The following is a 24,592-nucleotide window of genomic DNA, read 5'->3' on the forward strand; positions in this document are numbered from 1 at the left end:
CAAAAAAACATAGGTGAATTTTGGTATGAATCCCAATCCGTTTAAATCATTTGGGCTATGATTTAAACGGATTGGTTAATATTTTTAATTATCGGCCATGAATTTATTTATTGTGGCTTTATTCGTTGGTGGTGATTACCACAGGCAGATTTTTAACTCCAAAGGTAATTGGGGTTGGAATTGGCTCTAATTGGGCATCTGGTTTAATCGCAATCGTTTCGACGCGTTTGATCAAGGCTTCCAAGGCCAATTTGCCTTCGAGTCGAGCTAGCGGCGCGCCTAAACAATAGTGAACGCCATGGCCAAAGGCAATGTGTTGGTTGCCTTTGCGATGCAAATCGAAGCTGTCGGCGTTGGGGAATTGGCTTTCGTCGCGATTGGCCGAACCAATCACTGCCATAATCCGTTGGCCCGCAGGAATCGTCACATCGCCAATTTGTTGTTCGGCATGGGTGTGGCGGGGCATCGCTTTAACTGGCGAATAATAGCGCAGCGTTTCATCCAAAACATTGGGAATTAAGCTTGGATTGGCGCGCAATTCGGCGTAAATTGCTGGCTGCTCGCTAAATACCCGCACTGCATTGCCTAACAAGTTGGTGGTGGTTTCGTTGCCTGCGACCAATAACAATGCACAAAAGCCAATCAAATCCATATCCGAGAGCGATTCGCCATCGATTTGGGCTTTGAGCAAATCGCTAATCAAATCTGCTTGTGGCGCTGCTCGGCGCTGCTCGATCATGCCATACAAATAGGCTCCAAATTCCTGGTAGATTGGCACAATTTCGGCCATATTGGGGTTGTTCGACGACGTGATAATTTGTTCGGTCCAATATTTGAACTTATCTTGGTCTTCGGTGGGCACGCCAAGCATTTCGGCGATCACGGTCATGGGCAAGGGCGTGGCAAAATCGCGAATAAAATCTGGCTCGCTTTGGGCCAACATATCGTCGAGCAAGCCATTGACCAAGCCATCGATGCGCTGGTGGAGTTGCTCGATCATGCGTGGCGTGAAAGCCAAATTGACCAATGAACGCAACTGGCGATGGCGTGGCGGGTCGGTCATCAACATGCTATTAGCAAACATATTCATGCCATCGCCACGGTCTGGTGGAGCCGAGGAGAAATGTTCGTAATCGGTCATCACCTGCTTGACATCGGCATAGCGAAAGACCACCCACGAGCCAATCGTTTGATCAAAATAGACCGGATTTTGCTCGCGCATGGTTTTGAACCATGGATACGGATTCAACAGTGATTGCATGAAACTCACGAGGGTTCTCCTTCCGACTGAAACAACACAATCTTTAGTATTCTACTGCTAGATTATGAATCTGGCTTGTTGGGCGCTTGGCCAAGCCGCAAGAGCGTTGTAGCTTGCCATTGGCTGCTGGGACCTAAGCGGGTAATCAGCTTTTGGCCCAGCAAATCGTTGCATGCTTTTTGAAATTGAGCTTCGGTGATTTTGCCAAGCCAGCCTTGGCGCAACAGCGTATCGAACAAATCGCCATAACTCCAGAGGCGTGGTTGTTGCAGGGCCAAATTGCGCAAGGCAGCGACGATTTGCTCGTGTTGCTGGCGGCGGAGTTGGCTTTTGCTGGGGAGCGCTGGATCGAATAAGCCAATTTGCTGCGGATTGCCAGCATTATTGAGCAAGGCTTGGGCTTCGGGGTTTTCAAACAATGCGCCTTCAAATTGATACAAGGCTTGGTTGAGCGGCAAAACCAACGAACGATCGCTGGTTGCAATCAGCAGATCGTACAATTTTTGGCCCCATGTGGTATGGATTGCACAGGCCGCCACCCAACGCCAGCGCGAGCCTTTGAGTTCGCCAAGTTGCTGAAGATAGAAAGTTTGCAAGGCTGCGAGCACAGTTTCGCTTGGCGATTCGTTCACAATTGTTCGCCAATTGCGGCTGGCAAACAGCTGATCAAGCTGGCGCTCGGTTTGGGTTGGTTGCTGTTCACGCTGGGCAAGCAATTCGGCAAGGGCTGCTTGATCAAAGCGTAGCAGCAGATCGGTGCGGGCCAAACGCCGTGCCAGTTGATCGAGGCCATTGCTGATTGGAATCAAGCCAAAATCGCCATCAAGCAGAATCAGGGCTGGGTTGGCGGCTAAATGGTTGGTTAGTTGGTTGAGATTAAGCTGATCGGGGGGCCAATAGGTGAACTGTTGCTCGCTGGCTTGTTGCCATTCCACCTGTTGTCCGGGGTTGGTGGTGCGCACGATGATTTGGACTGCGGCTTTGAGTTTGCTGGCAAGTTGTTGATAATGAATAGCTGCGCCAGCAGTTGCCAAGCGTCCGTTGCCATAGTGCACCGCGCCCACTTCGCCATCGAAAATCACCAATTGTTGGTGTGGCGAGAGGCTCGGCACAACGAGCGGCAGATAGCTCTGGACAAGGCTGGCTTTGCGTTCAGACCACCGTTGGGCTTGCGATTGCAACATAGGGTTACTCGTAGCAACAAAACCACTTCTCTGTATGCTACCACGAGCAACCCCATTTGCCTATCGATTTTTATGGTTGCAAGACGTTTTCGTCGCCTTCGACGGTCATAACCACGTTTTTAACTTGGGGAAATTGCTTTAAGGTAAAGTCGACTTGAGCTTGCAGCGATTCAAGCTGCATCGCGCCACCGCCCCATGCGCGCATTTCGCGGCTCCAATCGACATAGGCAGTATCGCCTTCGATACGAACCGAGCGCAGATAGACCCGCCCAGTCCAGCCAGTTTTATCGCCAGTATAGTCGGCAACTGTTTTGGGGCTTGGAATGGCGGTGCTATAGGCTGCATCTTCGCCAACTGGACCCCAAACTAATTCGCGGAGGGCAGCGCTGGCAACGCTTGCGGTTTTGGGCAGCGTCCGAACACCGTTGATTGAGCCTTCGCCTGCTAACCAAGAAACTTCGACCTCGGTGGTTGGTTGGCTGGTTAGATCAAGCATGCGCACATTTTGGGTTACTTCAACCGTACCATCAGCTTTGACCAATTCGAGGATTGCGCCTTGGGTTGGTAATGCTGGTGGGTTTGAACCTTCCCACATCAAGCTCAGGGCCAAATAGCCGTTATAGGCTTGGGTATTTTGTTCCAACAACGTGCCATCGGCATAGCGCAAGCGCACGGTGTAATTATCGCTGCTCAAGCCAACTGCTTCAACGTGCAATGGCAAGAAGGCGCTGGTTTCTGGTGCTGGTTGCGCCATGTATGCGCCGGTTCCTTCCCATTGGGGCAAGGTAACGGTCGATTCGGCCTGGCCAACGACCGCACCATCTTTTGGCGAAGTTGTGTAGGCAATGACACGCCCGATGCGTTTGGTTAATGGCGCTTGGAAATTAATGCTGCCGCTAAAGGTTCCTGCCGAGCCATATTCGCCATCGGCGGTGACGCTGGTTTGGCCCAACAAATGTAATTCGCTATCGTAGACTTCAATCACCACATTTTTTTCAAATGGCATGGCCGAGAGCGTACCTTTGAAATTTAACGGATTGCCAACGACCGAGTGCATTGCAGGCTCAGTCAATTCGATCAAAATGGCTTGCTCAGGGGCTGGCGTTGCTTCAGCCCCAACTGGCGCAAATTGCACCGCTTGCTCGGCAATCGTGCGATAGGGCAATTCGCCGCTCATATCGTCTTCGATAACCTTAATCACACCTTTGCCTGCTGCTGGCGGCGTGAAGTCGACAGTAACATCGAAGGTTGCACTGCTACCATATTCGCCAACGGCGGTAATTGGGCCTTCATAGACGGTGCTGCCATCTTCTGCTTGAATTAGCAAGCGCAAAGTTTTTTCGAATGGCGTGAGCACAATCGTGCCAGCAACGCGCACCGATGTGGTTAATAGGGCATCTGCTGGTGGAGCACTTAAGTTAATTTGGTTGGCCGTGGCAACCGTAGCCTGTGGGTTGGTGGTTGCTTGCGGCGCGGTGGTTGGAATGCTGGTTGCCGCCGAGCCACTCGCGATGGTGGCGGTGGCTTGAGCTGGTAGATTGCTGGTTGCTGCTGGCGTGTTGGTTGCTGGTGTTTGGCTGCTACACGCTGCCAGCAACAAGGCCAAACTAATATATTTCAATGAACGCATTGAGTAATTCCTCCTACAAATACACCCTTACTTTAGCGCCTAATCACAATCTGGGCCATGGCTGGCAACTGAAGTGCATCTGATAAAAGGATGAATTACGAATTATGAGGGATGAAGCTAAGAACATAGAACATAGAACATAGAGCATAGGTGTCGGGAATTGGGGATCAGGGATCGGGGACGTTTAACGCAGCGGCACAGAGCAACCGAAGGATGAATTATGAATTATGAGGGATGAAATACCAAATCAAAAATCAAAAGTCAAAAATCAAAAGGCAGAAGGCAGAAGAGATACAAGGAATCAGGATTTAGGGGCAGTTTTAACGCAGAAGCGCAGAGGAACCGAAGGATGAAGGATGAGGGATGAAGGATGAAATGCACGGACGAGGGAATAAGAAACCTTCGCGGTTTCATGCTTCGTGGATCAGGTTTTTAACGCAGCGGCGCAGAGCATGAAGGGCTATAGGCTGCAGGCTTGAGGCTATGGGAAGGATAATCCCAATAATCTGTGTCAATCTGTGGCTAAAAACGTTCATGGCTAGAGGCTATTGGCTTGTGGCTATGTGTACTGGTTCATCGGATTGGCAATCATGATCATGCCCTCACCCCCAGCCCCTCTCCCACTGAACGCGGGCGAGGGGAGCCGCTATTGTGCACCGAGAAATTGTGCAGAATCACGGGATTAAAGCCCCTCGCCCGCGTCACGGGAGAGGGGTTGGGGTGAGGGCATGAGTGCATTAGGCTTTTGGCTATGGGCTAGAGGCTATCGGAACATCATCACAATAATCTGTGCAATCTGTGGCTAAAAATGATTATTCGTGGCATTCGTGGAATTCGTGGCGAAAAAAACGAATCTTCGCGACCTTCGCGCGCTTCGCGGTTTCATGCTTCGTGTGCTTCGTCGATCAAAATGGAGCTGGCTAAGCCCTTGTTTTTCAGCGTTAGATGGCCTAAACTAGTTATAGTCGCAAGAATCTTGCTAGCGAAGGAGTTCGCAACCTATGATTAATCCAACCATTGAAGCCGCAATTAACGATCAAATCAAGCATGAATTTGAGTCGGCCTACTTGTATCTTTCGATGTCGGCCTACTTCGAATCAGTAAATTTGGGTGGCTTCGCTCATTGGATGCGCTTGCAGTACGAAGAAGAAACAGAGCACGCCATGAAGTTGTTCGATTATTTGCACGATCGTGGCGGTCGTGCTGTGTTGCAAGGGTTTGAACAACCAAAATCAAACTTCAACTCATCGCTTGAAGTGTTTGAGTTGGCCTTGCACCACGAAGAAAAAGTCACGGCATTGATCAATTCGCTCTACGATTTGGCGATTAAAGAGAACGATCATGCTACCCAAATTCACTTGCAATGGTTTATTACCGAGCAAGTTGAGGAAGAAAAAAGCGCCTCGGATGTGGTCGAAAAGCTCAAAATGGCTGGCGATCACCCAGGGGCCTTGTTCTTGTTGAACGAACAGTTGGGCAGCCGCGCCGGCGATTAATACTATTCAGCAATCGTATCCTATAGGCACGCAGCTTGATTGCGTGCCTTTTTGTTATTTAGCCTTGCTGCTTGCGCCGCCAATGCCACCCTAGCAGCAGCAAAATTGCAATGCTATTCAATCCAATCGAGAGATTTTTGAGCATAAAACTCCACGCCCAAAGGCTTGCCACGCTTGGCAATTGATTTGGATATTGGCTCAACATCAGCGCTTCGCAAATATTCTCGCTATAATCGCCAAGCAAATAGAGACTAGCTAAACTTGGCAGCCAGCGTTGCCAACCAGCCTGCTCACGAGTAAGCCAAAGCAGCGTTAGGCCAAAAAACAGCCAAACCCCAATTGGCAGCAGCATATCGGGCAGAATTAACCACAGATGACTACTGCGCTGATCGCCATAGTTGCTGATTAATTCGTAGGCTAAATTGGGCGTAACGCTGGTTTTAGCCGAAAAAGCATTCGCCCCGCCGCCCAAATCCAATAACCCATAGCCACCAGTCCACGAATGAAACATGGTTGCCAGTACGTTGCTAACTATCAATAAACCCATTGCTAGACCAAAAGCCCACCAAATCAGGCGTGGCTGGGCAAATTTATGCAGAAATTTGGGCATTGCTGGTTCCTCGCTACTCACAGATGGATTGCCAGCCAGAGCATAGCGATTCGACCAACCGCCTGTCAAGCATGAAAAAAACCGCTCAATCCGAGCGGCTTAGGTTTGAGCTGCGAATCGGCAATTAGCTTGGCAGCAGCACGATGGCTTCGCCCTCGATCAAGGTTTTGCCTTCTTCGTTGAGCAATTGGGTCATCAATGTAGCGATTGGCTTATCATCGCGCAGGCTTTTGATTTCTGCATAGGCGGTGACGGTATCGCCAATGTAAATCGGGCTGCGAAAAGCCAAGCTTTGGTTGAGATAAATCGTGCCTGGGCCGGGTAAATGCATGCCAATCACCGCCGAAATCAGGCCAGCGCCAAGCATGCCGTGAGCAATGCGTCGCCCAAAACGTGATTCGCGGGCGGCAACTTCGTCGATGTGGACAGGGTTGGCATCACCCGAAATGCCTGCGAACAAAATAATATCGGCTTCGGTGATGGTTTTGCGCAACTTTGCGCTTTGGCCAATTGTATAGCTCATGTGTGAAATCCTTTGAATAGTGGGGATCGGCTGTTGGGGGCTGGGGAAAAGGATGAATGATGAGGGATGAAGGATGAAATGCTGCAAATCAGCCCTTCGTGCGCTTCGTGTCTTTCGTGGATCAAGCGCGAGCCAGTCCCCGACCCCCAACAACCGATCCCCGACACTGTTCTAATACCCAAACAACTTGCGTAGCTCTGGCTTGACCACCTTGCCACTGGCGTTGTGTGGTAGCTCCGGCAGAAAATAAATTGATTTGGGGGTTTTGTAGCTGGCGAGGCGTTCGCGACAGAAGGCAATCAACGTGGCCTCATCAAGCTGCATGCTTGGACGCAACACCACCAAGGCCCGCCCAACTTCGCCCCAACGACTATCGGGAATACCAATCACTGCGCATTCTTGCACGGCTGAATGCTGATAGAGCACATTTTCGATTTCGGCGGGGTAAACATTCTCGCCGCCAGAAATGTACATATCCTTTTTGCGATCGACGATATAGAAATAGCCTTCTGCATCAACCCGCGCCAGATCGCCGGTGTAGAACCAGCCTTTTTGCAAGGCTTGGGCGGTGGCCACCGGATTGCGCCAATAGCCATTGCAGACCGTCGGCCCATATAAAATTAATTCGCCAATGCTGTTAGTTGGCACATCGCGGCCAGCCTCATCGACAATTCGCGCATCAAGGTGGAAAATGGGCTTGCCAACCGAGCCAGCCTTGCGAATCGCATCCTCTGGGTTGAGCGTGAAGCAATTGACCGAAACTTCGGTTAGGCCATAGCCTTGGCGAAACGGAATCTGGCGTTGTTGATAGGCCTCAATCAAGGGAATTGGGCAGGGTGCGCCGCCAGCGATGCAAAAACGTAGGCTGCTGAGGTTGGTTTGGGCAAAATTCGGTGCTTGCAGCAACATTTCAAACATGGTTGGCACAGCAAAAAAGATCGTTACCTGCTCGCGCTCAATCAATTGCAAACAGCGCTCTGGCTGCCAATCGTGCATCAGCACCATCGTGCCGCCAGCGTGCAAAATTGGCAAGGTGAGCACATTCAAGCCGCCAGTATGAAACAACGGCGTGTGAATAATGCTCACGTCATCGGCGTGCAAATCCCAGCCCACATTGGTATTCAGCGAATTCCACACCAGCACCCGATGCGACAATACTGCTCCCTTGGGTGCGCCCGTCGTGCCCGAGGTATACAAAATGAGGTGCGGGTCATCGAGATCAACCGCTTCGCTGATTGGCAGATCGCTGGCGTGAGCCAAAAGTTGAGCGTACTCAGCACCCAGTTCGATCCAATGTTTGAGCGGGCTTTGGCTGCGCAGGGTTGGCAACATTGGCGTAAATTGGCTATCGTAGAGCAACACGCTAGCGGCGCTATCTTTGAGCATATAAATCAATTCGTGCTCAGTTAAGCGCCAATTCAAGGGTACTAAAATCGCCCCAAGTTTGCCGGTGGCGAATACGGCATCGAGATAGCCAATTTGATTTTTGGCCAAAATTGCCACCCGATCGCCTTTGCCAACGCCAAAATGCTGGCGCAAACTGGCGGCCAAACGATTGGCGCGACTATTCAATTGGCGGTAGCTATAGCGCTCGCCATCGCGGTCGTCAACCAGCGCTATTCGCTCTGGCGTAAGCAACTCACGCTTGCCAAGCCAGTCACCAATGTACATTGCAATGCTCCTTTAGAAGAACAGAGAGCATAGAACATAGAACATAATCCGGATCTTTAAAAAACTGCTTGAATGCATGGTGATGAAGAAATTCTATGCGCTATGATCTTTAAATTCTTCTCCTTCATAATTTATGTTTTGCCTTGATCTCTATGTTCTATGCTCTCTGTTCTATGCTCTACTCTCCCCAGCGCACGGCGCTTGCGGCCCAGGTATAGCCAGTGCCAGCACCAGCCAAGACTACCAAATCGCCTGCTTTGAGCAAGCCGCGTTGTTGGGCCAATTCAAGCGCCAATTGCTGATCGACCGATTGAATATGGCCATAGTCATCAAGGTAGATTGCTTGATCGGGGCGTAACCCCAAATCGTGCAATAATCCATTGTGAAACGATGGCTTCATATGCGTAAGCGCCAGAAACGCAATATCCGAGCGTTGGTAGCCCGACCGCGTGACCGCTTGATCGATCACTTGAACAAAATTGGGCTGCGAAACCAAGCCCAAGCGATCGCGCATATCTTCGAGTTGTAAGACATCAAGTTGGTGGTAGCCAGCGTCGATGGTGGCTTGGCTGGTTGGGAAGCGTGCGCCACCGCCGCGCATCACCACGTTTTCGCTAAATGAGCCATCGACCAGCACCGCCGATTCGAGCACTTGGTTGGTCGCATAATCGCGGCGCAAGAGCATGGCCGAAGCCCCCGCCCCAAAGTTGAACATAAAACGCGCTTGTTGGTTGTCGTAGCGCACCAGCTCGTTTTCGCGGGCTGCCGAAACCAGCAACACATTGCGCAACATTGGGTCGGCGCGCATTTGATCGCGGGCAGTTTTGATTGCGACTGGTGAGCCGGCGCACAAGGCATAAATTTCGTAGGCATAGGCGTTTTTGGCCCCAATCAGATGCTGAATGTTGGCCGCCGCCGACCACACGACATAATCTTTGTATTCGCTGCCGTGATAGATAATCAAATCAACATCCAATGGGTCGATTTCGGCGCTTGCCAAGGCTTTGCGTGCAGCTTCAGCCGCCATGGCCGATGGCGTATCGTGGGCTTCGGCCACATGTTTTTGGCGAATGCCTAGCTTTTCGATTACCACAGCTTCGGGAATGTTGGCAGCTAGGCCAATTTGGCTGGCGGTTTCAACTGCTGCTGGAACATAGGTCGCAATCGCAGCAATGCCAATTGGCGGAAATTCGTAACTCATGATTCAGCCTTTGGTTTCATGGCTTGGCGCAAGCGTTCGACAGAGCTACGGCTGGTTTTGCCGCGCAACTTGCGAATCGCCCCCATCAAGCCAGCAGGGAAGAACAACACCAGCACCACATACACGATGCCAAATACAAGGTCTGGGCGCAACCAAGCTGGTAGAAGCGCTTGCGTAAATTCGCCTTTGAGGCCGTGATCAAGCAAGCGGATGGTTGCAGCGCCCAGCATTGGCCCAATCAGCGTGCCAATCCCGCCGATGATCGTCATCAACAGGGCTTGGATGGTCAGATTGACGCTGAGCATTTCGAAGCTGGCGCTTTTTTCGTAGAGCACCATCAACATGCCAGCCAAGGCAGCAATTGTTGATGAAATGGCGGTTGCTAGTAATTTGAAATGCAGCGTGTTATAGCCCAAGGCGGTGGCGCGTGGCTCATTTTCGCGAATCGCCACAAACACACGGCCAGTTGGCGAGTTGATCAAGCGTCGCGCAGCGTAATACAGCCCAACCATACAAGCCAAGGTCAAAAAGTAGAAACGCAAACGATAGGTCGTGGCATCGATTGCTGCTGGCACGACAATTCCTTGCAAGCCAATTTCGCCGCCAGTAATTGGCTTGAGCTTAGGATCATCTGCTTTGAACAAGATGAAGAAAATCTCGGCCAGCGCCAGCGTGATCATCGAAAAATAGACCCCGCTGACCCGTAGCGATAATGCGCCGACTGCTGCGCCAAGGGTTGCGCCAACGATAATCACCGCAGCCAGCACAATCAGCATTGAGGGCGGCTCTGCTTGGCGCAGCAAAATCGCCGCGGTATAGCCACCAGCGCCAAAAAACAGCGCATGGCCGAACGAAATCATGCCGGTGTAGCCCATCAGCAAATCGTAGCTCAGGGCATAAATCGCCAGAATGAAAATCTGAATAAAGACCCCTTGCCAAAAGCGAGTCGTATCGGCTGCAAAGGCAAATGGCAAACTTGCCAAGCCGCCAATCGCTACAAGTGGCAGCAGTGGGCGCAAACGCTGCATAGCAAACCTCTCCTAAACCTGAGTTAGAAAATCAAGCAACGCCGTGTTGAACAAACTTGGTTGTTCGATGTGCGGCGAGTGGCCACAATTGGCCAAGACGGTTTCTTGGTATTCGCCGCCGTGAGCAGCATAGTTTTCGAGCACTGCCCGCAATTGGCCAACCATTGGCTGGGCGGGATGGGTTTCCGCGCCAGGCCAACCTGGCACTAGACCCAATTGCCCAAGCATGCACAAATCAAACATTGAGGCATCAGAAACAATTTGGTCGGCATCGCCGCGAATCCAAAGCACTGGCGGTTGTGGCTGAATTGTGGCAAAACTGCTTTGGTTCAGATATTTGGGCGAGAGTGCATTGTTAACGCCACCTGTGCCTGGCGCAACCAGCGGCCAATTCTCTGAGGCCACCAAATCGCCTGGGTAATTTTGCGGCGAGCAATAGGTCAACAGCATCTCATCAACAAACACATCTTCGCGGCTGGAGCGGAACGGTGGTTTGAAGTAGAAGGTATTCATAATCGTGCGTGGCGAAACTGGGCCATCGCCGCGATCTTGGTTTTTGAGCGCTTCGACAAAGGCTCCGTTAGCAGTTCCGCCGCCGCTGCCAGCATAATCAGGGCTGTTGGGTTGGCCGTCGAGGCCTTGGGTTCCGCCGTAGCCATAGGGCGAGCCTGGGGCAACGAGGGTCAGCGAACGCACATTCGTGGCGTGATCAAGAGCATATTGCAGAATGATGTTGCCGCCCAGCGACCAACCAACCAAGTGCGCTTGGCGTAGGTTGAGAGTTTGCAACAAGCTAGCGAGATCGTCGCTGAAGTCGCGCACGCCACGGGTTGCATCAAGCGGCAAGCGCTCCGAGCGGCCATAGCTGCGCAGATCAGGGGCAATGACATAATAATCGTCGGGCAAGGCCAGCATCAATTCTTCCCAAAAACGAGCGGCTGAAACATTGCCATGCACCAGCACAATTGGCTGATTGTTGGGATCGCCACGCTCAAGCACATGCATCGCCAAGCGCGGCGTTTGGACTACACGGGCGGTTAATCCGGCTAACAATGGTGGATTGAGCATGGTAGTTCTCCGTTATAGATAGAGGTCGGGGGTTGGTTGTTAAGATCCCCTCACCCCAACCCCTCGCCCGCGCTACGGGAGAGGGGCTTTAAGCTGGTTGTTTTGTCACAATCCGTGATGAAACACGGGTGCTCCCCTCGCCCGCGTGCAGTGGGCGAGGGGCTGGGGGTGAGGGCATGTGCTTGGTTGTTAACCCAATGATCCATTACAGATAGCTTCAGCCTTACCCTTCTTCGTGCTCTTAGCGCTCTTCGCGGTTCCTAGCCCCTGACCCCTCGTCCTAGTTTTTATTGAAAATTCCGCCGGGCTTGAGCAGCAGCACAACTGCCATTACCAGCACGGTCGAGGCCGAGGCGATGGCGGTGGGCAAGCCAGTTTCGAGCACCAAATGGTCGCTGAAGGTGCGCGCCAGCCCAATTAATAAGGCTCCTGCTGCCGCGCCGCTATAGCTGCCCAAGCCACCAATCACCACCACGATAAAGGCGAAAAGCTGGTATTCCAAGCCCATTTCGGGGTAAACCCCAATAAACGAGGCTGCAACCGCGCCTCCCAAGGCTGCCAAGCCACTGCCAAAGCCAAATACTCCGGTAAAAACGCGGCGCACGTTGATGCCCATCGCTTCGACCATGGCGCTATCTTGCACGCCAGCCCGAATTGTGAGGCCAATCCGTGAGCGGCGTAGCACCACGGCAATAATCACTGCCAGCGAAACGCTCAAGCAGATCAAAAACAGGCTATAGCTGGGGAAGCGCCGACCCAACAGGCTCAGGCTTTCGGTGAGCATCGGCGGCTTGATTGGGGCGCGGCTAAGCGAACCCCATGCCGGAATCGTGCGTACCAAGGCATCGAACACAAAAACCAAGCCTAAGGTCAGCAACACTTGGTAAATTGGCCGCTTGTAGAGTGGGCGAATTAGGCTAATTTCGATGAGGCTGCCAACTGCTGCTCCCACCAAAGCACCAACAACCAAGCCAATGATAAAGCGCAGATTGCCGCTGGCGATGGTGAGCGGCCAATGGCCTGGATAAGCAGGATCAAGCCATTGGTTGCATGTCCAAGCGCAGTAGCCACCGAGCATAAACAGCGAGCCATGGGCAAAATTGAGCACATCCATCAAGCCGAAAATCAACGATAAACCAGCTGAAAGCATAAAGTAAATTGCGGCCAAGGTCAGGCCTGGCAACAAAATGCCAGTAATCAATTTGGGCCAACTGGCAGGTGCAACCACCAACACTGTGGCAAAAATCAACACAAACACTGCTGGAATAACCAACGGCGCTAGACGCTCGCGCAACGGCTTGGCTTGAATTGTGGGAGGAGCAGCAACAGCCATACAAACACCTTTTAGGCAGCGCCAAGATAGCGCTGAATCAATTGCGGATTGGCCCGTAGCGCCGTCATCGTGCCATGATCGACAGTTCGGCCATCATCGAGCATAAAGTAGGCTTGGCTGATGGCGCTGGCCATACGAAAGTTTTGTTCAACCAACACCACCGTGGTATGTTCGCTCAGCGCGGTAATCGCCCGCATCATCTGTTCGATAATCACTGGCGCAAGGCCCTCACTTGGCTCATCAATCAACAGCAGTTGAGTTTCTGGAACCAAGGCGCGGGCAATCGCCAACATCTGTTGCTGGCCACCAGAAAGTTGGCTGCCGAGCAAGCGTTCGAGCCGCTGTAAATCAGGAAACAAGCTGAAGATCAAATCGCCGCGCCGCCGTAAATCGCCGCGCTTGCGCTCTGCCAGCACCAAATGCTCGGTTACCGTGAGATCGCGGAAAATTGCCCGATGCTCTGGCACATAGCCAATGCCCAATTGGGCAATTTTGAAGGTGCGCAAGCCGTTGATCCGTTGGCCTGCAAAGCGAATGGTGCCAGTTTGGGGCGGTGTAAGGCCCATAATCGATTTGAGCGTGGTGGTTTTGCCTGCGCCGTTGCGCCCAAGCATTGCGGTAATTGTGCCTTGCTCGGCCTGCAACGACACATCGTGCAAAATATGATATTGCCCGATGAAGGTCTGAATTTGCTCAACTTCAAGAATTGGTGTCATTGGCGACCTCGTGAGGCTGAGTTAGCACATCGTCATATAATTCGCCAAGGTAGGCTTGTTGCACCCGTTTATCTGCTGCAATCGCTTGGGGCGTGCCTTCGGCCAGTACACTGCCACCATGCATCACCGTAATCTGATCCGAAATGCTCATCACGACATCCATGCGATGCTCGACCAAGATGATCGTATGTTGGCCGCTTTGGCGCAGTTGTTGAATAATCTCGATCAATTCGGGCACTTGGTTGGCGGCCATGCCAGCGGTTGGCTCATCGAGCAGTAGCAAGCGTGGTTCACTGGCCAGCAACAAAGCTAATTCAAGCTTGCGTTTATCGCCATGGGGCAAGGCACTGGCGAGCATGTGCTCAACGCCGCGCAAACCAACCAACGTGAGCGCTGTTTGTGCTCGTTCGTGGTAGCGCTGGAAACGATCGCTGTGCTGCCAAAATTTGAAGGTATCGCGGCCTCGCGCTTGAGCTGCCAAACGTACATTTTCGGCCACACTCAGCGAGGGAAACAAACTGGTAATTTGGTAGGCGCGGCCAATGCCCAAGTGAATCATGCGGTGCAAGGGCTGGCCGGTAATCTCGTTGCCAGCAAAAAACACCTTGCCACTGCTTGGCTTAATCGCGCCGCTAATCATGTTGAAGAAGGTCGTTTTTCCGGCCCCATTTGGCCCGATGACCGAATGAAACGAGCCTTCTTCAACTGCGATGCTTACATCACGCACCGCCTGCAAACCACCAAACGAACGTGAAAGATGTTCAGTTTTCAGCAAAACGTTTGGCATTGAAATTTCCTTTGATTTGCTAGTTGAGGGATGGGGATTCTTTCAAGGATAGGTTTTTAATCAAGTATTGGATCAAAGAATTGATTGGTGATCACCACCCTTCCGTCCCGCCTCAAGGCGGGAGACGCAGGGGGCTTTAATCCCCCTGCACCCCCTCAAGGACAATCAGGGGCTATCATCCATTCACTGATGAACCAAAGGATTGCTGTTCGAATTGTAAAATCCAGATCTCAACCCGATCCCCGACCCCCATCAACCGATCCCTAGTTTTACTTCGTCACCATTACTGGCGGGGCGGTTTGTTCGGCGCTGCGTTCTTGCAGCAACTCAAAGAACTTCGCATCAGGGTCGCTGGTGCTGATCAATTTCACCATATACATCGGCTGGAGCGCTTGATGATCATCTTTGCGGAAGGTGTAGGTGCCTTTTGGCCCCTCAAAGCTCATGCCTTCGAGCGCTGCAATCAACGCATCGGCGTTGGTATCGCCCTTGGTTGCTTCCAAGCCGCGTACGGTTGCAATGCCCGAGGCCATCCCGCCAGCGGTAAAGAGATCAGGGTACGAGCCATATTTGGCTTTGTGCTGCTCAACCAACCAATCGTTCACTTCGTTCTTGGGCAAGGTATAGTGGTAGGCGATCATGCCAACCGAGCCAACTGCATCGGCATAGACCATTGGCATGGTCACGTTATCGCCAAAGCCTGTTGCCAAGGTCAATTTATCGAGCACGCCTTGCTCTTGCATTTGCTGGAACAAGCGTGGGAAGTTCGAGCCAGCCCAGGTAACCATCAAGACTTTGGCCTGTTTTTCGTCGGCGGCATCGAGCAATTTTTGCAAGTATGGCGTAAAGTCGGTCGTATCGGCGGGAATAAACACATCATCGGCGACGAACGTGCCACCGTTGGTCTCGATGATCGAGCGCCACGAAGCAGCTGAGCCTTTGCCGAAATCGGTGTCAGGAGCCAATTGGACAAACTCTTTGCCCACGTTCTCGACCATATACGGGCCTGCGGTCAAGGCATCTTGCAAGGTGTTGCGGCCAGTGCGGAAGACAAAACGATTGAAATTCGAGCCAGTAATTTGTGGCCCAGCCGCTGGGTCAATCATCGCAATGATGTTGTTTTCTTTGGCAATTTCAATCACGGTTAATGCGCTGGAGGTTGAGGCGCAGCATTGCAATAATTCAACGCCATCTTTTTCGATTAGCTCGCGGGCCAATTGGCGAGCACGTTCTGGGTTGTTTTCATCGTCTTTGACAATCACTTCAATTGGGCGGCCAGCAACTTGCATCGTGCCGTTGGTGGCATATTCCAAGCCCAACATAAAGCCATTGATTTCTTGGCTGCCATACAACGATAAGGCCTTGGATTGATCGGTGATCAGGCCAATTTTGATTGGTTTGCCAGTCGCGGCAGCGCTAGCGCTGGTTGGCGCGGCGGTTGGGTCGGTGCTTTCTGTGGTTGCGGCGGGAGCGGTCGTCGCGGGAGGAGCTTGGGTGGTTTGGGCCGATTCGCTGGTCGGATTGGTGGTCGTTGGCTCAACTCCGGTGCCACTGCTACAGGCAGCCAACAGCTGAATTGCAGTAACCAGAATGATCAACATCGAAATCAAACGCTTCATTACGTGCGTCCTCCTTTGGACTATGCAATTGAAGTAGCTCTCACTTCAGCATAGCAAAGGCTAGTTACACTTGAGTTACAGTTGGTTCAGCGTTTGTTCTGCTTGCTGATAGGCCGCTTTGGTCGTAGCCAACGGCGCTAAACCTAAATCGTGCTCCAAGGTTTGTTGGCAGCGTTGATAGCTGCGTTGCAATTGTTGACGATTGCCCAGTTGCGCATAGGCCATAAAGCTGGCTTGATAGGCTGTTTCGTGATAGGGATCAGCCTGAAGCGCCGCCTCTGCCCATTCTAAGGCCTCGTTTGGCTGCTGTTCGGCCAGCAATAATTGGGCGAGATCGCAGGCCGCTTGGACATAATTAGCCCGTAATTGCTCGCGCAACCCATTGGCCCAATCGCTATACAAACAATCGCCCAAAAAATCGCCAGTATACACATTGAGCGCTTGGCGATAGTAATTAATCGCCTCTGGTCGATTGCTGGCTTGGGTTGCCCGTTGCAGCAATTGCTCAAAACGCAGCAGATCAAGCTGAATCGGTGCAGTATCGAGCGCCAAACGATAGGCAGTATGGCGGCGTTGAATGTAGCTTGAGGCTTGGCGGGTCGGGCGTTCTGGCTCCAACACGGCGGTCAGCGCATTCAGTGCCACTTTAAATTGGGCTTCTGCTTGGCTCGGCGCTAAATCGGGCCAAAATAGCTCGCAAATTTGCTCGCGCTGCATCCATTGGCCGCGCTGGGTAATTAACACGCCGAGCAAGGCAATTGCCGATTTGCGGCCCCAATTGATAATCTCACTTGAGCCACGCCATGCGCGCAGTTGGCCAAAGGCTTGCATATGCAACACATTTGGGGCTTGCCAATGGCTTGGCGGCAGCATCAAGTTTGGTTGTTCATTGATAATAATTCCGCTGCTGGCTGGCTCGCTGCCAAGTTGGCCAAGCTGTTGTAGCGCATTAATCCGCGCTTCAGTCATCACCAACATCCCAAGCGAGATGATGGTGTGGGTGCGTTCGAGCCACCAAGCCAAGGCCTCTGGCTCACGCGCCAACGCCTGCTTCAAAAATTGGGTCATCACGTTGGTCGAAAGATGGGTCACCAGCATGCTATGGACTGGCGAAATGCCTTGTTGTGCCCGCTGCACCGCCACATTGCGCCAATAATCAGCATAAACCGAGGTTGTGCCTTGGGCCAAATCAATCTCGATTGAATGGATCGCGTTGTAGAGCGCCATTTTGACATGCTGCTGCGGCAAACTGGCATACACAGGCACATGGTTCGCAACAATTTGCGCAGAAACATGGTCAACAAAATCGGGCAAGAGTTGGTGAAAAACACGTACTACCTGTTGCATACGCTACTCCTCAGCAGTGAGGTGATGGTTGGTCGAAGCAGTTGGGGTTATTTAAGCATTGAAACACTATTATAGCAGAGCGATGAAATTATGAAGGATGAGGGATGAAGGATGAAGGATGAATATCAAAAGTCAGAAGTCAGAAGTCAAACATAGGGATCGGGGGTTAGGAGCTGGGGATCGGGTGCTCCTACTATGCCCATAGCCAAGTTTATTATGTTCTATGCTCTATGTTCTTCGTGTCCTTCGTGGATCAATCTCGATTGTATCGATATAATCTCCGATAGCCCATAGCCTATAGCCCCATGATACGGATATGTTCTATGCTCTATGTTCTATGTTCTCTAAAAAGCGAGGTGCTGATGACAACGATTGCTTTTTTACGCGCGATCAACATTACCAACCATTTTGTGAAGATGGAAGATTTGCGGGCGGTGTTGGTTGCGCAAGGTTTTCATAATGTTCAGACCTATATTCAATCGGGCAATGTGGTTTTCGATGATCCCAGCAGCAGCTATGCAGAGGCCGAGGAGTTGATTAATCGCCAGCTTGAGGCTCGCTTTGGCTTTGCGGTCGAAACATTTTTGCGCTCAGCCAGCGAGTTGGTCGCGCTTGAACAAACCTGTCCATTCAAACCAAGCGAAATCGACCCTAAAGCTGCGTTGTATGTGACCTTTGTTCGCCACGAGCCTGATGCAGAGGCCCAAGCTCGCTTAGCCAAACACCAAAACGAATTGGATACCTTTCGCATTACGGGGCGGCATGTGTGGTGGCTGCGGCATAAACAAGTTGGCGAGAGTAAGTTTAGCGGCGCAAAATTGGAGCGGGCGCTCAAACAAGCAGGAACCGCCCGCAATATCACGACAATTCGTGCTATGATCACTAAATATGGCTTTACAAACGCCTAAACATCAAGGCAAAGGTGTTCTATGCACGAGCGAATAATTGTTGGGGCTGGCTGTTTTTGGGGTGTCGAAGAAGCCTTGCGCTCGATCAATGGCATCGTCCAAACCCAAGCGGGCTATGCTGGCGGCTGGACGCAACATCCAAGCTATGAGGATGTTTGTGCAGGCACAACTGGCCATGCAGAGGTTGTCGAAGTACAATTTGATCCCACAATTATCAGTTTGGCAACGCTATTGAACCACTTTTGGGCAATGCTGGAGCCGCCGCTCGATCCCGATCCGCAATATCGCCCGCTGATTATTTGCAGCACTGCCGCTCAGTTGGAGCTAGCTCTGGCCAGTAAGCTAGCGCAACCGCAGCTGGCTGATCTCAACATTGAAATCTTAATTGATCTGCCGTTTTACCCCGCCGAGGAGTATCATCAACAATGCTACAGCAAATGGCGTACGCGCTTCGAGCGCAGGGCTAAAGCTGTTTAATCAGATCTTGAATTAGTTCGTGATTGATGCCTGCGCCTGCCATCGCTCCACCAGCGGCGGCATTGATGGCTTGTTGCATGCCTGCGGTTGCATCGCCAGCTGCATACACGCCCGGCACGCTGGTTTGGCCCAACATTTGCACCTTGATCAAGCCAGGCATTTGGGGATTATCTGAGGTTTCGCAGCCTAATTGCGCTGGCAGTTGGCTGCGTTGGCGTTGCGGCACGCCAATCAACAAGCCGCTGCGAGCCAATGGCTCGCCTTGGTCAAAAATCAAATGCGTCAGGTGGCCATTGGCTTGCTCAATGCCCACCAAGCGATCTTCGCGAATTGGCAAGTTGAGTTTGGCCAAGATTTGGCGTTGCTCTGGACTAAGTTGGGCCTCGCCATTGGTACAAACTACCAAATCGCTGCTCCAGTTTTGCAGCAAGGTTGCGACATGAAACAGTCGATCTGCATCAGAAACCAAGACCGCCAATGGTTGATCGCGCACTTCCCAGCCGTGGCAGTAGGGGCAGTGAAACACGCTCGATCCCCATAATTCGGCCATTCCTGCGATTTGTGGCAATTCATCGATCACGCCTGAGGCAATCAATAATTTGCGGCTGTGTAATTCGCTGCCATCATCAAGCGTTACCACAAAACCGCCATCAATCGCTTGGCCATGCTTGGCAGTGGCAAAACGAACTTCCACGCTTGGATAAGGCTTCAGCTGATCGCGGCCAATTTGGCGCAACTCTGCTGGCAAAATGCCATCACGTGAGAGAAAATTATGCACGCCAGGCGATTGGGCATTGCGCGGCTGTTGGCTATCGAGCACCACAACCGTACGCCGCGCCCGACCCAACACCAACGCTGCACTCAAGCCAGCGACGCTGCCCCCAACAATAATCACATCAAGCATTACGAAAACTCCTTATTGATACTTGATATCAATATATAAGGATTCTGTTAAAATGTCAAATTTGTAATGATCGTTATAGTGAATCGGATTGCGCTACTAGCTCTTTACTCGCATAGCAGGGAGGAACTTAACCTTACAAGGGTAGGTTTTGAGCGATTGGGAGGTTGTGGACCATTCCCTCACCCCCCAGCCCCCTCTCCCACTGAACGCGGGCGAGGGGGAGCCGACCAATGTGTACCAGAAAATGGCGGAAAACCACCGTCTAAAGCTCCTCGCCCGCGCACGGGAGAGGGGGCTGGGGTGAGGGGATCCTAAAAACCGACCCTTGGAAGCCGACCCCCGCGCCCACTGAACGCGGGCGAGGGGGAGCGGTCGTTTTGCCAAAGCATGGGTGCAAAACCACGGAATGAACGCTCCTCGCCCGCGCACGGGAGAGGGGGCTGGGGTGAGGGGATCCTAAAAACCGAATAGTGTCAGCCTAGCTGTGCTCATGGCTTGACGGAGCAGAGGCAAATGCGTACTGAGTGACATCGACCACAGTGGGTGGAATGAGGATGCCAATACCTGCAATCATGCCGTCAATTGCCTGCCAATGATCGACGCAGGTCGCGACGATCGATCTCACTTGCGCTGGTGTTTGGCCTCGTGCAAGGGTACAATGCGGCATCCAATTGCTATCTCCCAGATGATGCGCATATTTGAGTGGCGTACTTCCGATCGTTGCGCATGCCGTGAGGAGCGCGGTATGAAGTGAGAGCAGTGGTGCTGTTACGCGTGGTGCGAGGAAGACGACCCCCGTCTCTGGAAAGATCCCTAGCGCATGCAAACGGATAGGAAACGCATGCTGAGATTGAGAAAAGTGTCCTAGCAATTGCTGATAGGGTGTATACTCAGTGGTGTCATAGGCTGCGATTGTGATATGCGGGCGATGGCCATTAATACCTGGCACCGGAATCCCTGCATCTGCAAGGATATGCCACAATCGATTAATGGCTTGCTCCGTCGCTGGATCAAAATAGAGCGTCAGAAAGATGGTTGTTGGATTATGGGGCATCACTCCACCTCGTTCTCTATATGAGTTCTCTCAGACCCGCTGATTATATCATCGTGAGCAGCATGGATAAAGCACGATTCTAGGGATTGGTGCTCAATATAAGGGATTTTCAGAGGTTCATAACTATGTTGAGATAATTAGGCGGAGGATATAAACATGTTGCTGCGCTTAAGAATTATCGCTGTCCAAATAATCCTTTTATTGCTGATTATTAGTGGTTGCGCTGCCTCAAACCCGACCAGCCAACCAACCGTTGGGTTGGTATTCCCCCAAATACGACCAAACAGTATTGGACAAGTACCGCAAGCAATTGCCAGCGGCGAACTGATTATTCGTGGTAATTGCTTGCGGCTAGAGCCTGCCAATAATCAAGCAAGCTACCTGATTATTTGGAATGATCAATTTCGGCTTGAAAAAACGACGATTAGCGACCTAAAAACCGCTCAGCAGTTGATTGTTGGTTCGCAGGTATGGCTTGGTGGCGGTGAAGTTCAGCCAGAATTCTTCACGCATTTAGCAGCTCCGCTCAATAATGCTTGTATTGGCCCGTATTGGTTTGCCACCGAAATTATTGCAAACTAAAACGAGCAAACCCGATTCCTTGGTGGGAATCGGGTTTGCTTGGTTCAACTCGTCGATTATGCGCCGTAGGGAACCCAGATATTTTTGATTTGGCTGGCATGGCGCAGAAATTCTTCGCCCTCCCCAACTCGTCGATCGAGCCAATCGCGGCTTTCGCCGTAGTTGACCCACGTTTGTTTGAGGTTGCCAATTGAACTGCGCTCAACCAAGGCGCTGCCCTCAGCACTGCCCCAATACCACAACCCATCAACGTCGTTGTGCTCAGCCAGCACTTTGGCCAAACTATCGCGGTCGCCAGTGATGATATTGACCACGCCAGCGGGCACATCGCTGGTATCGAGCACTTGATATAAATCGGTGGCTGAAAGCGGGTGTTCTGCTGATGGAATGATGATCGCGCTATTGCCCAAGGCAATGGTTGGCGCAAGCAGCGAAATCAGGCCCAACAATGGGTATTCGCTTGGACAAACCAAGCCAAACACACCGATTGGCTCAACCATAGCGAGGGTGGCGTTGCGCACAGGCGTGGCATGCACCGCGCCATCGTATTTATCGGCCCACGCAGCGTAGGTGAACAAACGATCGATCGCGGTTTCTACTTCGAGATCGGCATCGTTGCGACCTGTTTGTTGTCGAATGCGTTGGGCAAATTCGCTGGCGCGTGCGCCCAGATTTTCAGCCAAGAAATAGAGCACTTGAGCGCGATTGTAGGCGGTTGCTGCCGACCATGTGTTGGCTGCGCTGCGCGCAACTTCGACCGCGTTACGAATATCTTTGCGGCTGCCATCGCCAACTTCGCCCAGCGTTTCGCCATTGCTGCCAACCACAATGCGGCTATAGCCCGAATCGGGGCGGGCTTGCTTGCCGCCAATGTAGATTTTTGGTGTGCGATCAAGCGCTGGCAAGCCATTGCTGACAGGAGTTGTAACTGCTGCTGTGGTTGGGCTGGCTTTGATTTTGAGCTTTTTGACCTCGGATTTTTTGAGGTATTCGTATAAGCCTTCTTTGCCACCTTCGCGACCGTAACCGCTTTCGCGATAGCCGCCGAAGCCTGCTGCTGCATCAAACAGATTGGTGCTGTTGATCCAAACCACGCCTGCTTTGACGCGGGCCGCGGCGTGCAAGGCCACGTTAATATCTTCGCTCCAAATGCTGGCGGCCAAGCCAAAACGGGTATTGTTGGCGATGGCAATCGCTTCATCTGGCGTGCGGAAGGTCATCGTGACCAAGACTGGCCCGAAAATTTCGACTTGGGCCAAGGTTGAGGCAGGAGCAACGTTGGTAAACAAAGTTGGCGGGTAGAAATAGCCATCGGTTGGGCAGGCCCACGATGGTTGCCATTTGACTGAGCCTTCTTGCTCGCCTTCGGCCACCAGTTGCTCAATTTTTTGCAACTGAGCTGGCGCAACAATCGCCCCAATATCAATCGCTTTATCCAAGGGATCGCCGATGCGCAATTGCTCCATGCGCGTGCGCAACTTGCCAATCAGCTTATCGGCGATGTTTTCTTGCACCAATAAGCGTGAGCCAGCGCAACAAACTTGGCCTTGATTGAACCAAATCGCATCGACCACGCCTTCGACCACGCTATCGAGGTCGGCGCTATCAAAGACGATAAACGGCGATTTTCCGCCAAGCTCCAAGGAAAGCTTTTTGCCAGTGCCAGCGGTGGCGCTACGAATAATTTTGCCAACTTCGGTTGAGCCAGTAAAGGCAATTTTGGCAATATCAGGATGCTTGACGATTTGCTCGCCAACTTTGCCATCGCCAGTGACGATGTTGACAACACCCTTGGGCAAGCCAATTTCGTGGCAAATTTCAGCAAATGCCAACGCCGTCAATGATGTCCATTCGGCAGGCTTCAACACCACCGTGTTGCCCATAGCCAAAGCTGGGGCAATCTTCCAAGCCAACATCAACAATGGGAAGTTCCAAGGAATAATTTGGCCGACCACGCCCAACGGCTCGTAGCCTGCCAAATCGCTTTCTTGCAACTGCGCCCAGCCAGCGTGATAATAAAAATGGCGCGCAACCAGCGGAATATCAATGTCGCGGGTTTCGCGAATCGGCTTGCCATTGTCGAGCGTTTCGAGCACCGCAAAACGGCGCGAATGCTTTTGAATTTGGCGCGCCAAAGCGTACAGGTAGCGTGCGCGAACATGGCCGCTGGTTTGCGACCATGCAGGAAAAGCCGCTTTGGCAGCAGCCACAGCAGCATTCACTTCATCGCTGCTGGCTTGGGTCACTTGCGCCAATACGCTGCGATTAGCAGGATTGATCGAATCAAACAAGCGCTCGTTGGCGGCTTCAGTCCATGTACCATTAATATATAGACCGAAACGACGGCTATGGGCATCTAGCCACTCGTGGGCAGGAGCAGCTGCTTCTGGGGCGGGGCCATAGCTCATTGTTTCGTAAATCTCCAGCAATGTGCTCATCGTCGAGTCCTCGTGTGTGTTATTCAGTCGTTTTGTGCCATCCTAACAGGCTTAAGCAATTCACGCAAAGCAATCGTTGCAATTAAACGTAAGCTTTTATTCTTTGGAGGAAATGATATGAATCAGGAAGTTGTTGATCGGATTCCCTTTGAAATTCAGCAACGGATTGTCTACAATTTTTTATTACTACGCGAGGATATTCTACCAGCGCTGAGCACGTTGATTGGTATGCGCAAACTGTGCCAAGTGGCTCCAGAAACGATAACACCTGAGCAACTCATGCAATCAATTGATCATGCAATTGAACATCTAGAGTGGTGCTATGAAACCTATATGAGCAAATTGCCGCAATAAGTATGGTTTGGAAAGATCTCCTCACCCCAACCCCTCTCCCACGCGGCGGGCGAGGGGCTTTAACGCCGTGGCTCTCCCCAATTCCTTCGCAAAAATAGTCGGCTCCCCCTCGCCCGCGTTTTCGTGGGAACGGGGGCTGGCTTTCAAGGGTCGGTGTTAAGATCCCCTCACCCCAACCCCTCGCCCGTGGCTCGGGCGAGGGGCTTTCACCTAGTGGTTCTTTCTCAATTCGTGGTGAAGCAGGTGCTCCCCCTCGCCCGCGTTCAGTGGGAGAGGGGGCTGGGGGGTGAGGGAACGTTCCACAGCCGACCAATCCCTAAAAACCTACCCTTGAAAGGAGGGGGCTGGGGGGTGAGAGAACTAAAAATAAAACGAGGGCCGAGGAAAATAGATATTCCCCG

The 24,592-nt window shown here is 52.0% G+C and carries 22 protein-coding genes; 5 read left to right on the forward strand and 17 right to left on the reverse strand.

What is annotated here, in order from left to right; all coding sequences use genetic code 11:
- Nucleotides 1-118: 118 nt before the first annotated feature.
- The 3 genes from C5S61_RS06045 to C5S61_RS06055 form a co-directional block, all read right to left on the reverse strand.
- Nucleotides 119-1,261 (reverse strand): cytochrome P450, encoded by a 1,143-nt coding sequence (locus C5S61_RS06045; protein WP_110514199.1) that lies wholly within the window; start codon nucleotides 1,259-1,261, stop codon nucleotides 119-121.
- Between the two features lie 62 nt (nucleotides 1,262-1,323).
- On the reverse strand, nucleotides 1,324-2,445 hold the full coding sequence (locus tag C5S61_RS06050; RefSeq protein WP_110514159.1) for a hypothetical protein: 1,122 nt from the start codon (nucleotides 2,443-2,445) through the stop codon (nucleotides 1,324-1,326).
- Between the two features lie 70 nt (nucleotides 2,446-2,515).
- Nucleotides 2,516-4,075 (reverse strand): Gmad2 immunoglobulin-like domain-containing protein, encoded by a 1,560-nt coding sequence (locus tag C5S61_RS06055; protein ID WP_110514160.1) that lies wholly within the window; start codon nucleotides 4,073-4,075, stop codon nucleotides 2,516-2,518.
- Nucleotides 4,076-5,076: 1,001 nt separating this feature from the next.
- On the opposite strand from C5S61_RS06055, the gene C5S61_RS06060 reads away from it, so the two are divergent.
- Nucleotides 5,077-5,571: a ferritin gene (locus C5S61_RS06060; RefSeq protein WP_110514161.1), complete on the forward strand. Its 495-nt coding sequence runs from the start codon at nucleotides 5,077-5,079 to the stop codon at nucleotides 5,569-5,571.
- 58 nt (nucleotides 5,572-5,629) lie between these two features.
- On the opposite strand, the gene C5S61_RS06065 is transcribed toward C5S61_RS06060, so the two are convergent.
- From C5S61_RS06065 to C5S61_RS06115, 11 genes are all read right to left on the reverse strand, one after another.
- Nucleotides 5,630-6,181, reverse strand: coding sequence for a hypothetical protein (locus tag C5S61_RS06065; RefSeq protein WP_110514162.1), 552 nt, complete (start codon nucleotides 6,179-6,181; stop codon nucleotides 5,630-5,632).
- Nucleotides 6,182-6,305: 124 nt separating this feature from the next.
- The gene (locus tag C5S61_RS06070) at nucleotides 6,306-6,704 is read right to left on the reverse strand and encodes a MaoC family dehydratase (protein ID WP_110514163.1); all 399 of its coding nucleotides are present in this window, start codon (nucleotides 6,702-6,704) and stop codon (nucleotides 6,306-6,308) included.
- 171 nt (nucleotides 6,705-6,875) lie between these two features.
- Nucleotides 6,876-8,375: an acyl-CoA synthetase gene (locus C5S61_RS06075; RefSeq protein ID WP_110514164.1), complete on the reverse strand. Its 1,500-nt coding sequence runs from the start codon at nucleotides 8,373-8,375 to the stop codon at nucleotides 6,876-6,878.
- A gap of 178 nt (nucleotides 8,376-8,553) precedes the next feature.
- A complete protein-coding gene (locus tag C5S61_RS06080) occupies nucleotides 8,554-9,576 on the reverse strand; it encodes a 3-oxoacyl-ACP synthase (protein WP_110514165.1) in 1,023 nt (340 codons plus the stop codon).
- Nucleotides 9,573-10,604 (reverse strand): branched-chain amino acid ABC transporter permease, encoded by a 1,032-nt coding sequence (locus C5S61_RS06085; RefSeq protein WP_110514166.1) that lies wholly within the window; start codon nucleotides 10,602-10,604, stop codon nucleotides 9,573-9,575. The genes C5S61_RS06080 and C5S61_RS06085 overlap by 4 nt, the downstream gene beginning before the upstream one ends.
- A gap of 12 nt (nucleotides 10,605-10,616) precedes the next feature.
- A complete protein-coding gene (locus C5S61_RS06090; protein ID WP_110514167.1) occupies nucleotides 10,617-11,672 on the reverse strand; it encodes an alpha/beta fold hydrolase in 1,056 nt (351 codons plus the stop codon).
- Between the two features lie 280 nt (nucleotides 11,673-11,952).
- Nucleotides 11,953-13,005, reverse strand: a complete 1,053-nt coding sequence (locus C5S61_RS06095) for a branched-chain amino acid ABC transporter permease (protein WP_110514168.1) — start codon at nucleotides 13,003-13,005, stop codon at nucleotides 11,953-11,955.
- Between the two features lie 11 nt (nucleotides 13,006-13,016).
- Entirely contained in the window at nucleotides 13,017-13,721 is a 705-nt protein-coding gene (locus C5S61_RS06100; RefSeq protein ID WP_110514169.1) for an ABC transporter ATP-binding protein, read from the reverse strand.
- Nucleotides 13,705-14,508, reverse strand: a complete 804-nt coding sequence (locus tag C5S61_RS06105; protein WP_110514170.1) for an ABC transporter ATP-binding protein — start codon at nucleotides 14,506-14,508, stop codon at nucleotides 13,705-13,707. Before C5S61_RS06105 ends, C5S61_RS06100 begins: the two co-directional genes overlap by 17 nt.
- A 269-nt stretch (nucleotides 14,509-14,777) precedes the next feature.
- A complete protein-coding gene (locus C5S61_RS06110) occupies nucleotides 14,778-16,127 on the reverse strand; it encodes a substrate-binding domain-containing protein (protein WP_110514171.1) in 1,350 nt (449 codons plus the stop codon).
- Nucleotides 16,128-16,202: 75 nt separating this feature from the next.
- Nucleotides 16,203-17,474, reverse strand: a complete 1,272-nt coding sequence (locus C5S61_RS06115) for an AfsR/SARP family transcriptional regulator (RefSeq protein WP_110514172.1) — start codon at nucleotides 17,472-17,474, stop codon at nucleotides 16,203-16,205.
- A gap of 362 nt (nucleotides 17,475-17,836) precedes the next feature.
- On the opposite strand from C5S61_RS06115, the gene C5S61_RS06120 reads away from it, so the two are divergent.
- Together C5S61_RS06120 and msrA are read left to right on the forward strand one after the other, a co-directional pair.
- Nucleotides 17,837-18,382 carry a DUF1697 domain-containing protein gene (locus tag C5S61_RS06120; protein WP_164689252.1) on the forward strand — a complete coding sequence of 182 codons (546 nt, stop codon included), beginning with the start codon at nucleotides 17,837-17,839 and terminating at the stop codon, nucleotides 18,380-18,382.
- A 21-nt stretch (nucleotides 18,383-18,403) separates the two neighbouring features.
- The gene (gene msrA, locus C5S61_RS06125; protein ID WP_110514174.1) at nucleotides 18,404-18,859 is read left to right on the forward strand and encodes a peptide-methionine (S)-S-oxide reductase MsrA; all 456 of its coding nucleotides are present in this window, start codon (nucleotides 18,404-18,406) and stop codon (nucleotides 18,857-18,859) included.
- Here the strand turns inward: msrA and C5S61_RS06130 are convergent.
- On the reverse strand, nucleotides 18,846-19,763 hold the full coding sequence (locus C5S61_RS06130) for an NAD(P)/FAD-dependent oxidoreductase (RefSeq protein WP_110514175.1): 918 nt from the start codon (nucleotides 19,761-19,763) through the stop codon (nucleotides 18,846-18,848). The genes msrA and C5S61_RS06130 overlap by 14 nt on opposite strands.
- Before the next feature lie 478 nt (nucleotides 19,764-20,241).
- Nucleotides 20,242-20,817: a 2'-5' RNA ligase family protein gene (locus C5S61_RS06135; protein WP_110514176.1), complete on the reverse strand. Its 576-nt coding sequence runs from the start codon at nucleotides 20,815-20,817 to the stop codon at nucleotides 20,242-20,244.
- A gap of 156 nt (nucleotides 20,818-20,973) precedes the next feature.
- On the opposite strand from C5S61_RS06135, the gene C5S61_RS06140 reads away from it, so the two are divergent.
- Nucleotides 20,974-21,399 (forward strand): hypothetical protein, encoded by a 426-nt coding sequence (locus C5S61_RS06140; RefSeq protein WP_110514177.1) that lies wholly within the window; start codon nucleotides 20,974-20,976, stop codon nucleotides 21,397-21,399.
- Nucleotides 21,400-21,455: 56 nt separating this feature from the next.
- Here C5S61_RS06140 and C5S61_RS06145 read toward each other — a convergent pair whose 3' ends face one another.
- Complete coding sequence (locus C5S61_RS06145; RefSeq protein WP_164689253.1) at nucleotides 21,456-23,837, reverse strand: aldehyde dehydrogenase family protein; 2,382 nt, start codon at nucleotides 23,835-23,837, stop codon at nucleotides 21,456-21,458.
- 117 nt (nucleotides 23,838-23,954) lie between these two features.
- Between C5S61_RS06145 and C5S61_RS06150 the strand changes: the two genes are divergently transcribed.
- On the forward strand, nucleotides 23,955-24,191 hold the full coding sequence (locus C5S61_RS06150) for a hypothetical protein (protein ID WP_110514178.1): 237 nt from the start codon (nucleotides 23,955-23,957) through the stop codon (nucleotides 24,189-24,191).
- Nucleotides 24,192-24,592 lie beyond the last annotated feature (401 nt).

The organism is Herpetosiphon llansteffanensis, from assembly GCF_003205875.1.
Classification (GTDB): domain Bacteria; phylum Chloroflexota; class Chloroflexia; order Chloroflexales; family Herpetosiphonaceae; genus Herpetosiphon; species Herpetosiphon llansteffanensis.

Excerpts from the sequence above, each read along its gene's own strand:
- C5S61_RS06075 (WP_110514164.1), bottom strand. The coding sequence starts at position 8,375 with ATGTACATTGGTGACTGGCTTGGCAAGCGTGAGTTGCTTACGCCAGAG.
- C5S61_RS06065 (WP_110514162.1), bottom strand. The coding sequence starts at position 6,181 with ATGCCCAAATTTCTGCATAAATTTGCCCAGCCACGCCTGATTTGGTGG.
- C5S61_RS06135 (WP_110514176.1), bottom strand. The coding sequence starts at position 20,817 with ATGCCCCATAATCCAACAACCATCTTTCTGACGCTCTATTTTGATCCA.
- C5S61_RS06095 (WP_110514168.1), bottom strand. The coding sequence starts at position 13,005 with ATGGCTGTTGCTGCTCCTCCCACAATTCAAGCCAAGCCGTTGCGCGAG.
- C5S61_RS06090 (WP_110514167.1), bottom strand. The coding sequence starts at position 11,672 with ATGCTCAATCCACCATTGTTAGCCGGATTAACCGCCCGTGTAGTCCAA.
- C5S61_RS06100 (WP_110514169.1), bottom strand. The coding sequence starts at position 13,721 with ATGACACCAATTCTTGAAGTTGAGCAAATTCAGACCTTCATCGGGCAA.
- C5S61_RS06140 (WP_110514177.1), top strand. The coding sequence starts at position 20,974 with ATGTTGCTGCGCTTAAGAATTATCGCTGTCCAAATAATCCTTTTATTG.
- C5S61_RS06055 (WP_110514160.1), bottom strand. The coding sequence starts at position 4,075 with ATGCGTTCATTGAAATATATTAGTTTGGCCTTGTTGCTGGCAGCGTGT.
- C5S61_RS06105 (WP_110514170.1), bottom strand. The coding sequence starts at position 14,508 with ATGCCAAACGTTTTGCTGAAAACTGAACATCTTTCACGTTCGTTTGGT.
- msrA (WP_110514174.1), top strand. The coding sequence starts at position 18,404 with ATGCACGAGCGAATAATTGTTGGGGCTGGCTGTTTTTGGGGTGTCGAA.
- C5S61_RS06130 (WP_110514175.1), bottom strand. The coding sequence starts at position 19,763 with ATGCTTGATGTGATTATTGTTGGGGGCAGCGTCGCTGGCTTGAGTGCA.
- C5S61_RS06145 (WP_164689253.1), bottom strand. The coding sequence starts at position 23,837 with ATGAGCACATTGCTGGAGATTTACGAAACAATGAGCTATGGCCCCGCC.
- C5S61_RS06050 (WP_110514159.1), bottom strand. The coding sequence starts at position 2,445 with ATGTTGCAATCGCAAGCCCAACGGTGGTCTGAACGCAAAGCCAGCCTT.
- C5S61_RS06150 (WP_110514178.1), top strand. The coding sequence starts at position 23,955 with ATGAATCAGGAAGTTGTTGATCGGATTCCCTTTGAAATTCAGCAACGG.
- C5S61_RS06120 (WP_164689252.1), top strand. The coding sequence starts at position 17,837 with ATGACAACGATTGCTTTTTTACGCGCGATCAACATTACCAACCATTTT.
- C5S61_RS06110 (WP_110514171.1), bottom strand. The coding sequence starts at position 16,127 with ATGAAGCGTTTGATTTCGATGTTGATCATTCTGGTTACTGCAATTCAG.
- C5S61_RS06115 (WP_110514172.1), bottom strand. The coding sequence starts at position 17,474 with ATGCAACAGGTAGTACGTGTTTTTCACCAACTCTTGCCCGATTTTGTT.
- C5S61_RS06085 (WP_110514166.1), bottom strand. The coding sequence starts at position 10,604 with ATGCAGCGTTTGCGCCCACTGCTGCCACTTGTAGCGATTGGCGGCTTG.
- C5S61_RS06070 (WP_110514163.1), bottom strand. The coding sequence starts at position 6,704 with ATGAGCTATACAATTGGCCAAAGCGCAAAGTTGCGCAAAACCATCACC.
- C5S61_RS06080 (WP_110514165.1), bottom strand. The coding sequence starts at position 9,576 with ATGAGTTACGAATTTCCGCCAATTGGCATTGCTGCGATTGCGACCTAT.
- C5S61_RS06060 (WP_110514161.1), top strand. The coding sequence starts at position 5,077 with ATGATTAATCCAACCATTGAAGCCGCAATTAACGATCAAATCAAGCAT.
- C5S61_RS06045 (WP_110514199.1), bottom strand. The coding sequence starts at position 1,261 with ATGCAATCACTGTTGAATCCGTATCCATGGTTCAAAACCATGCGCGAG.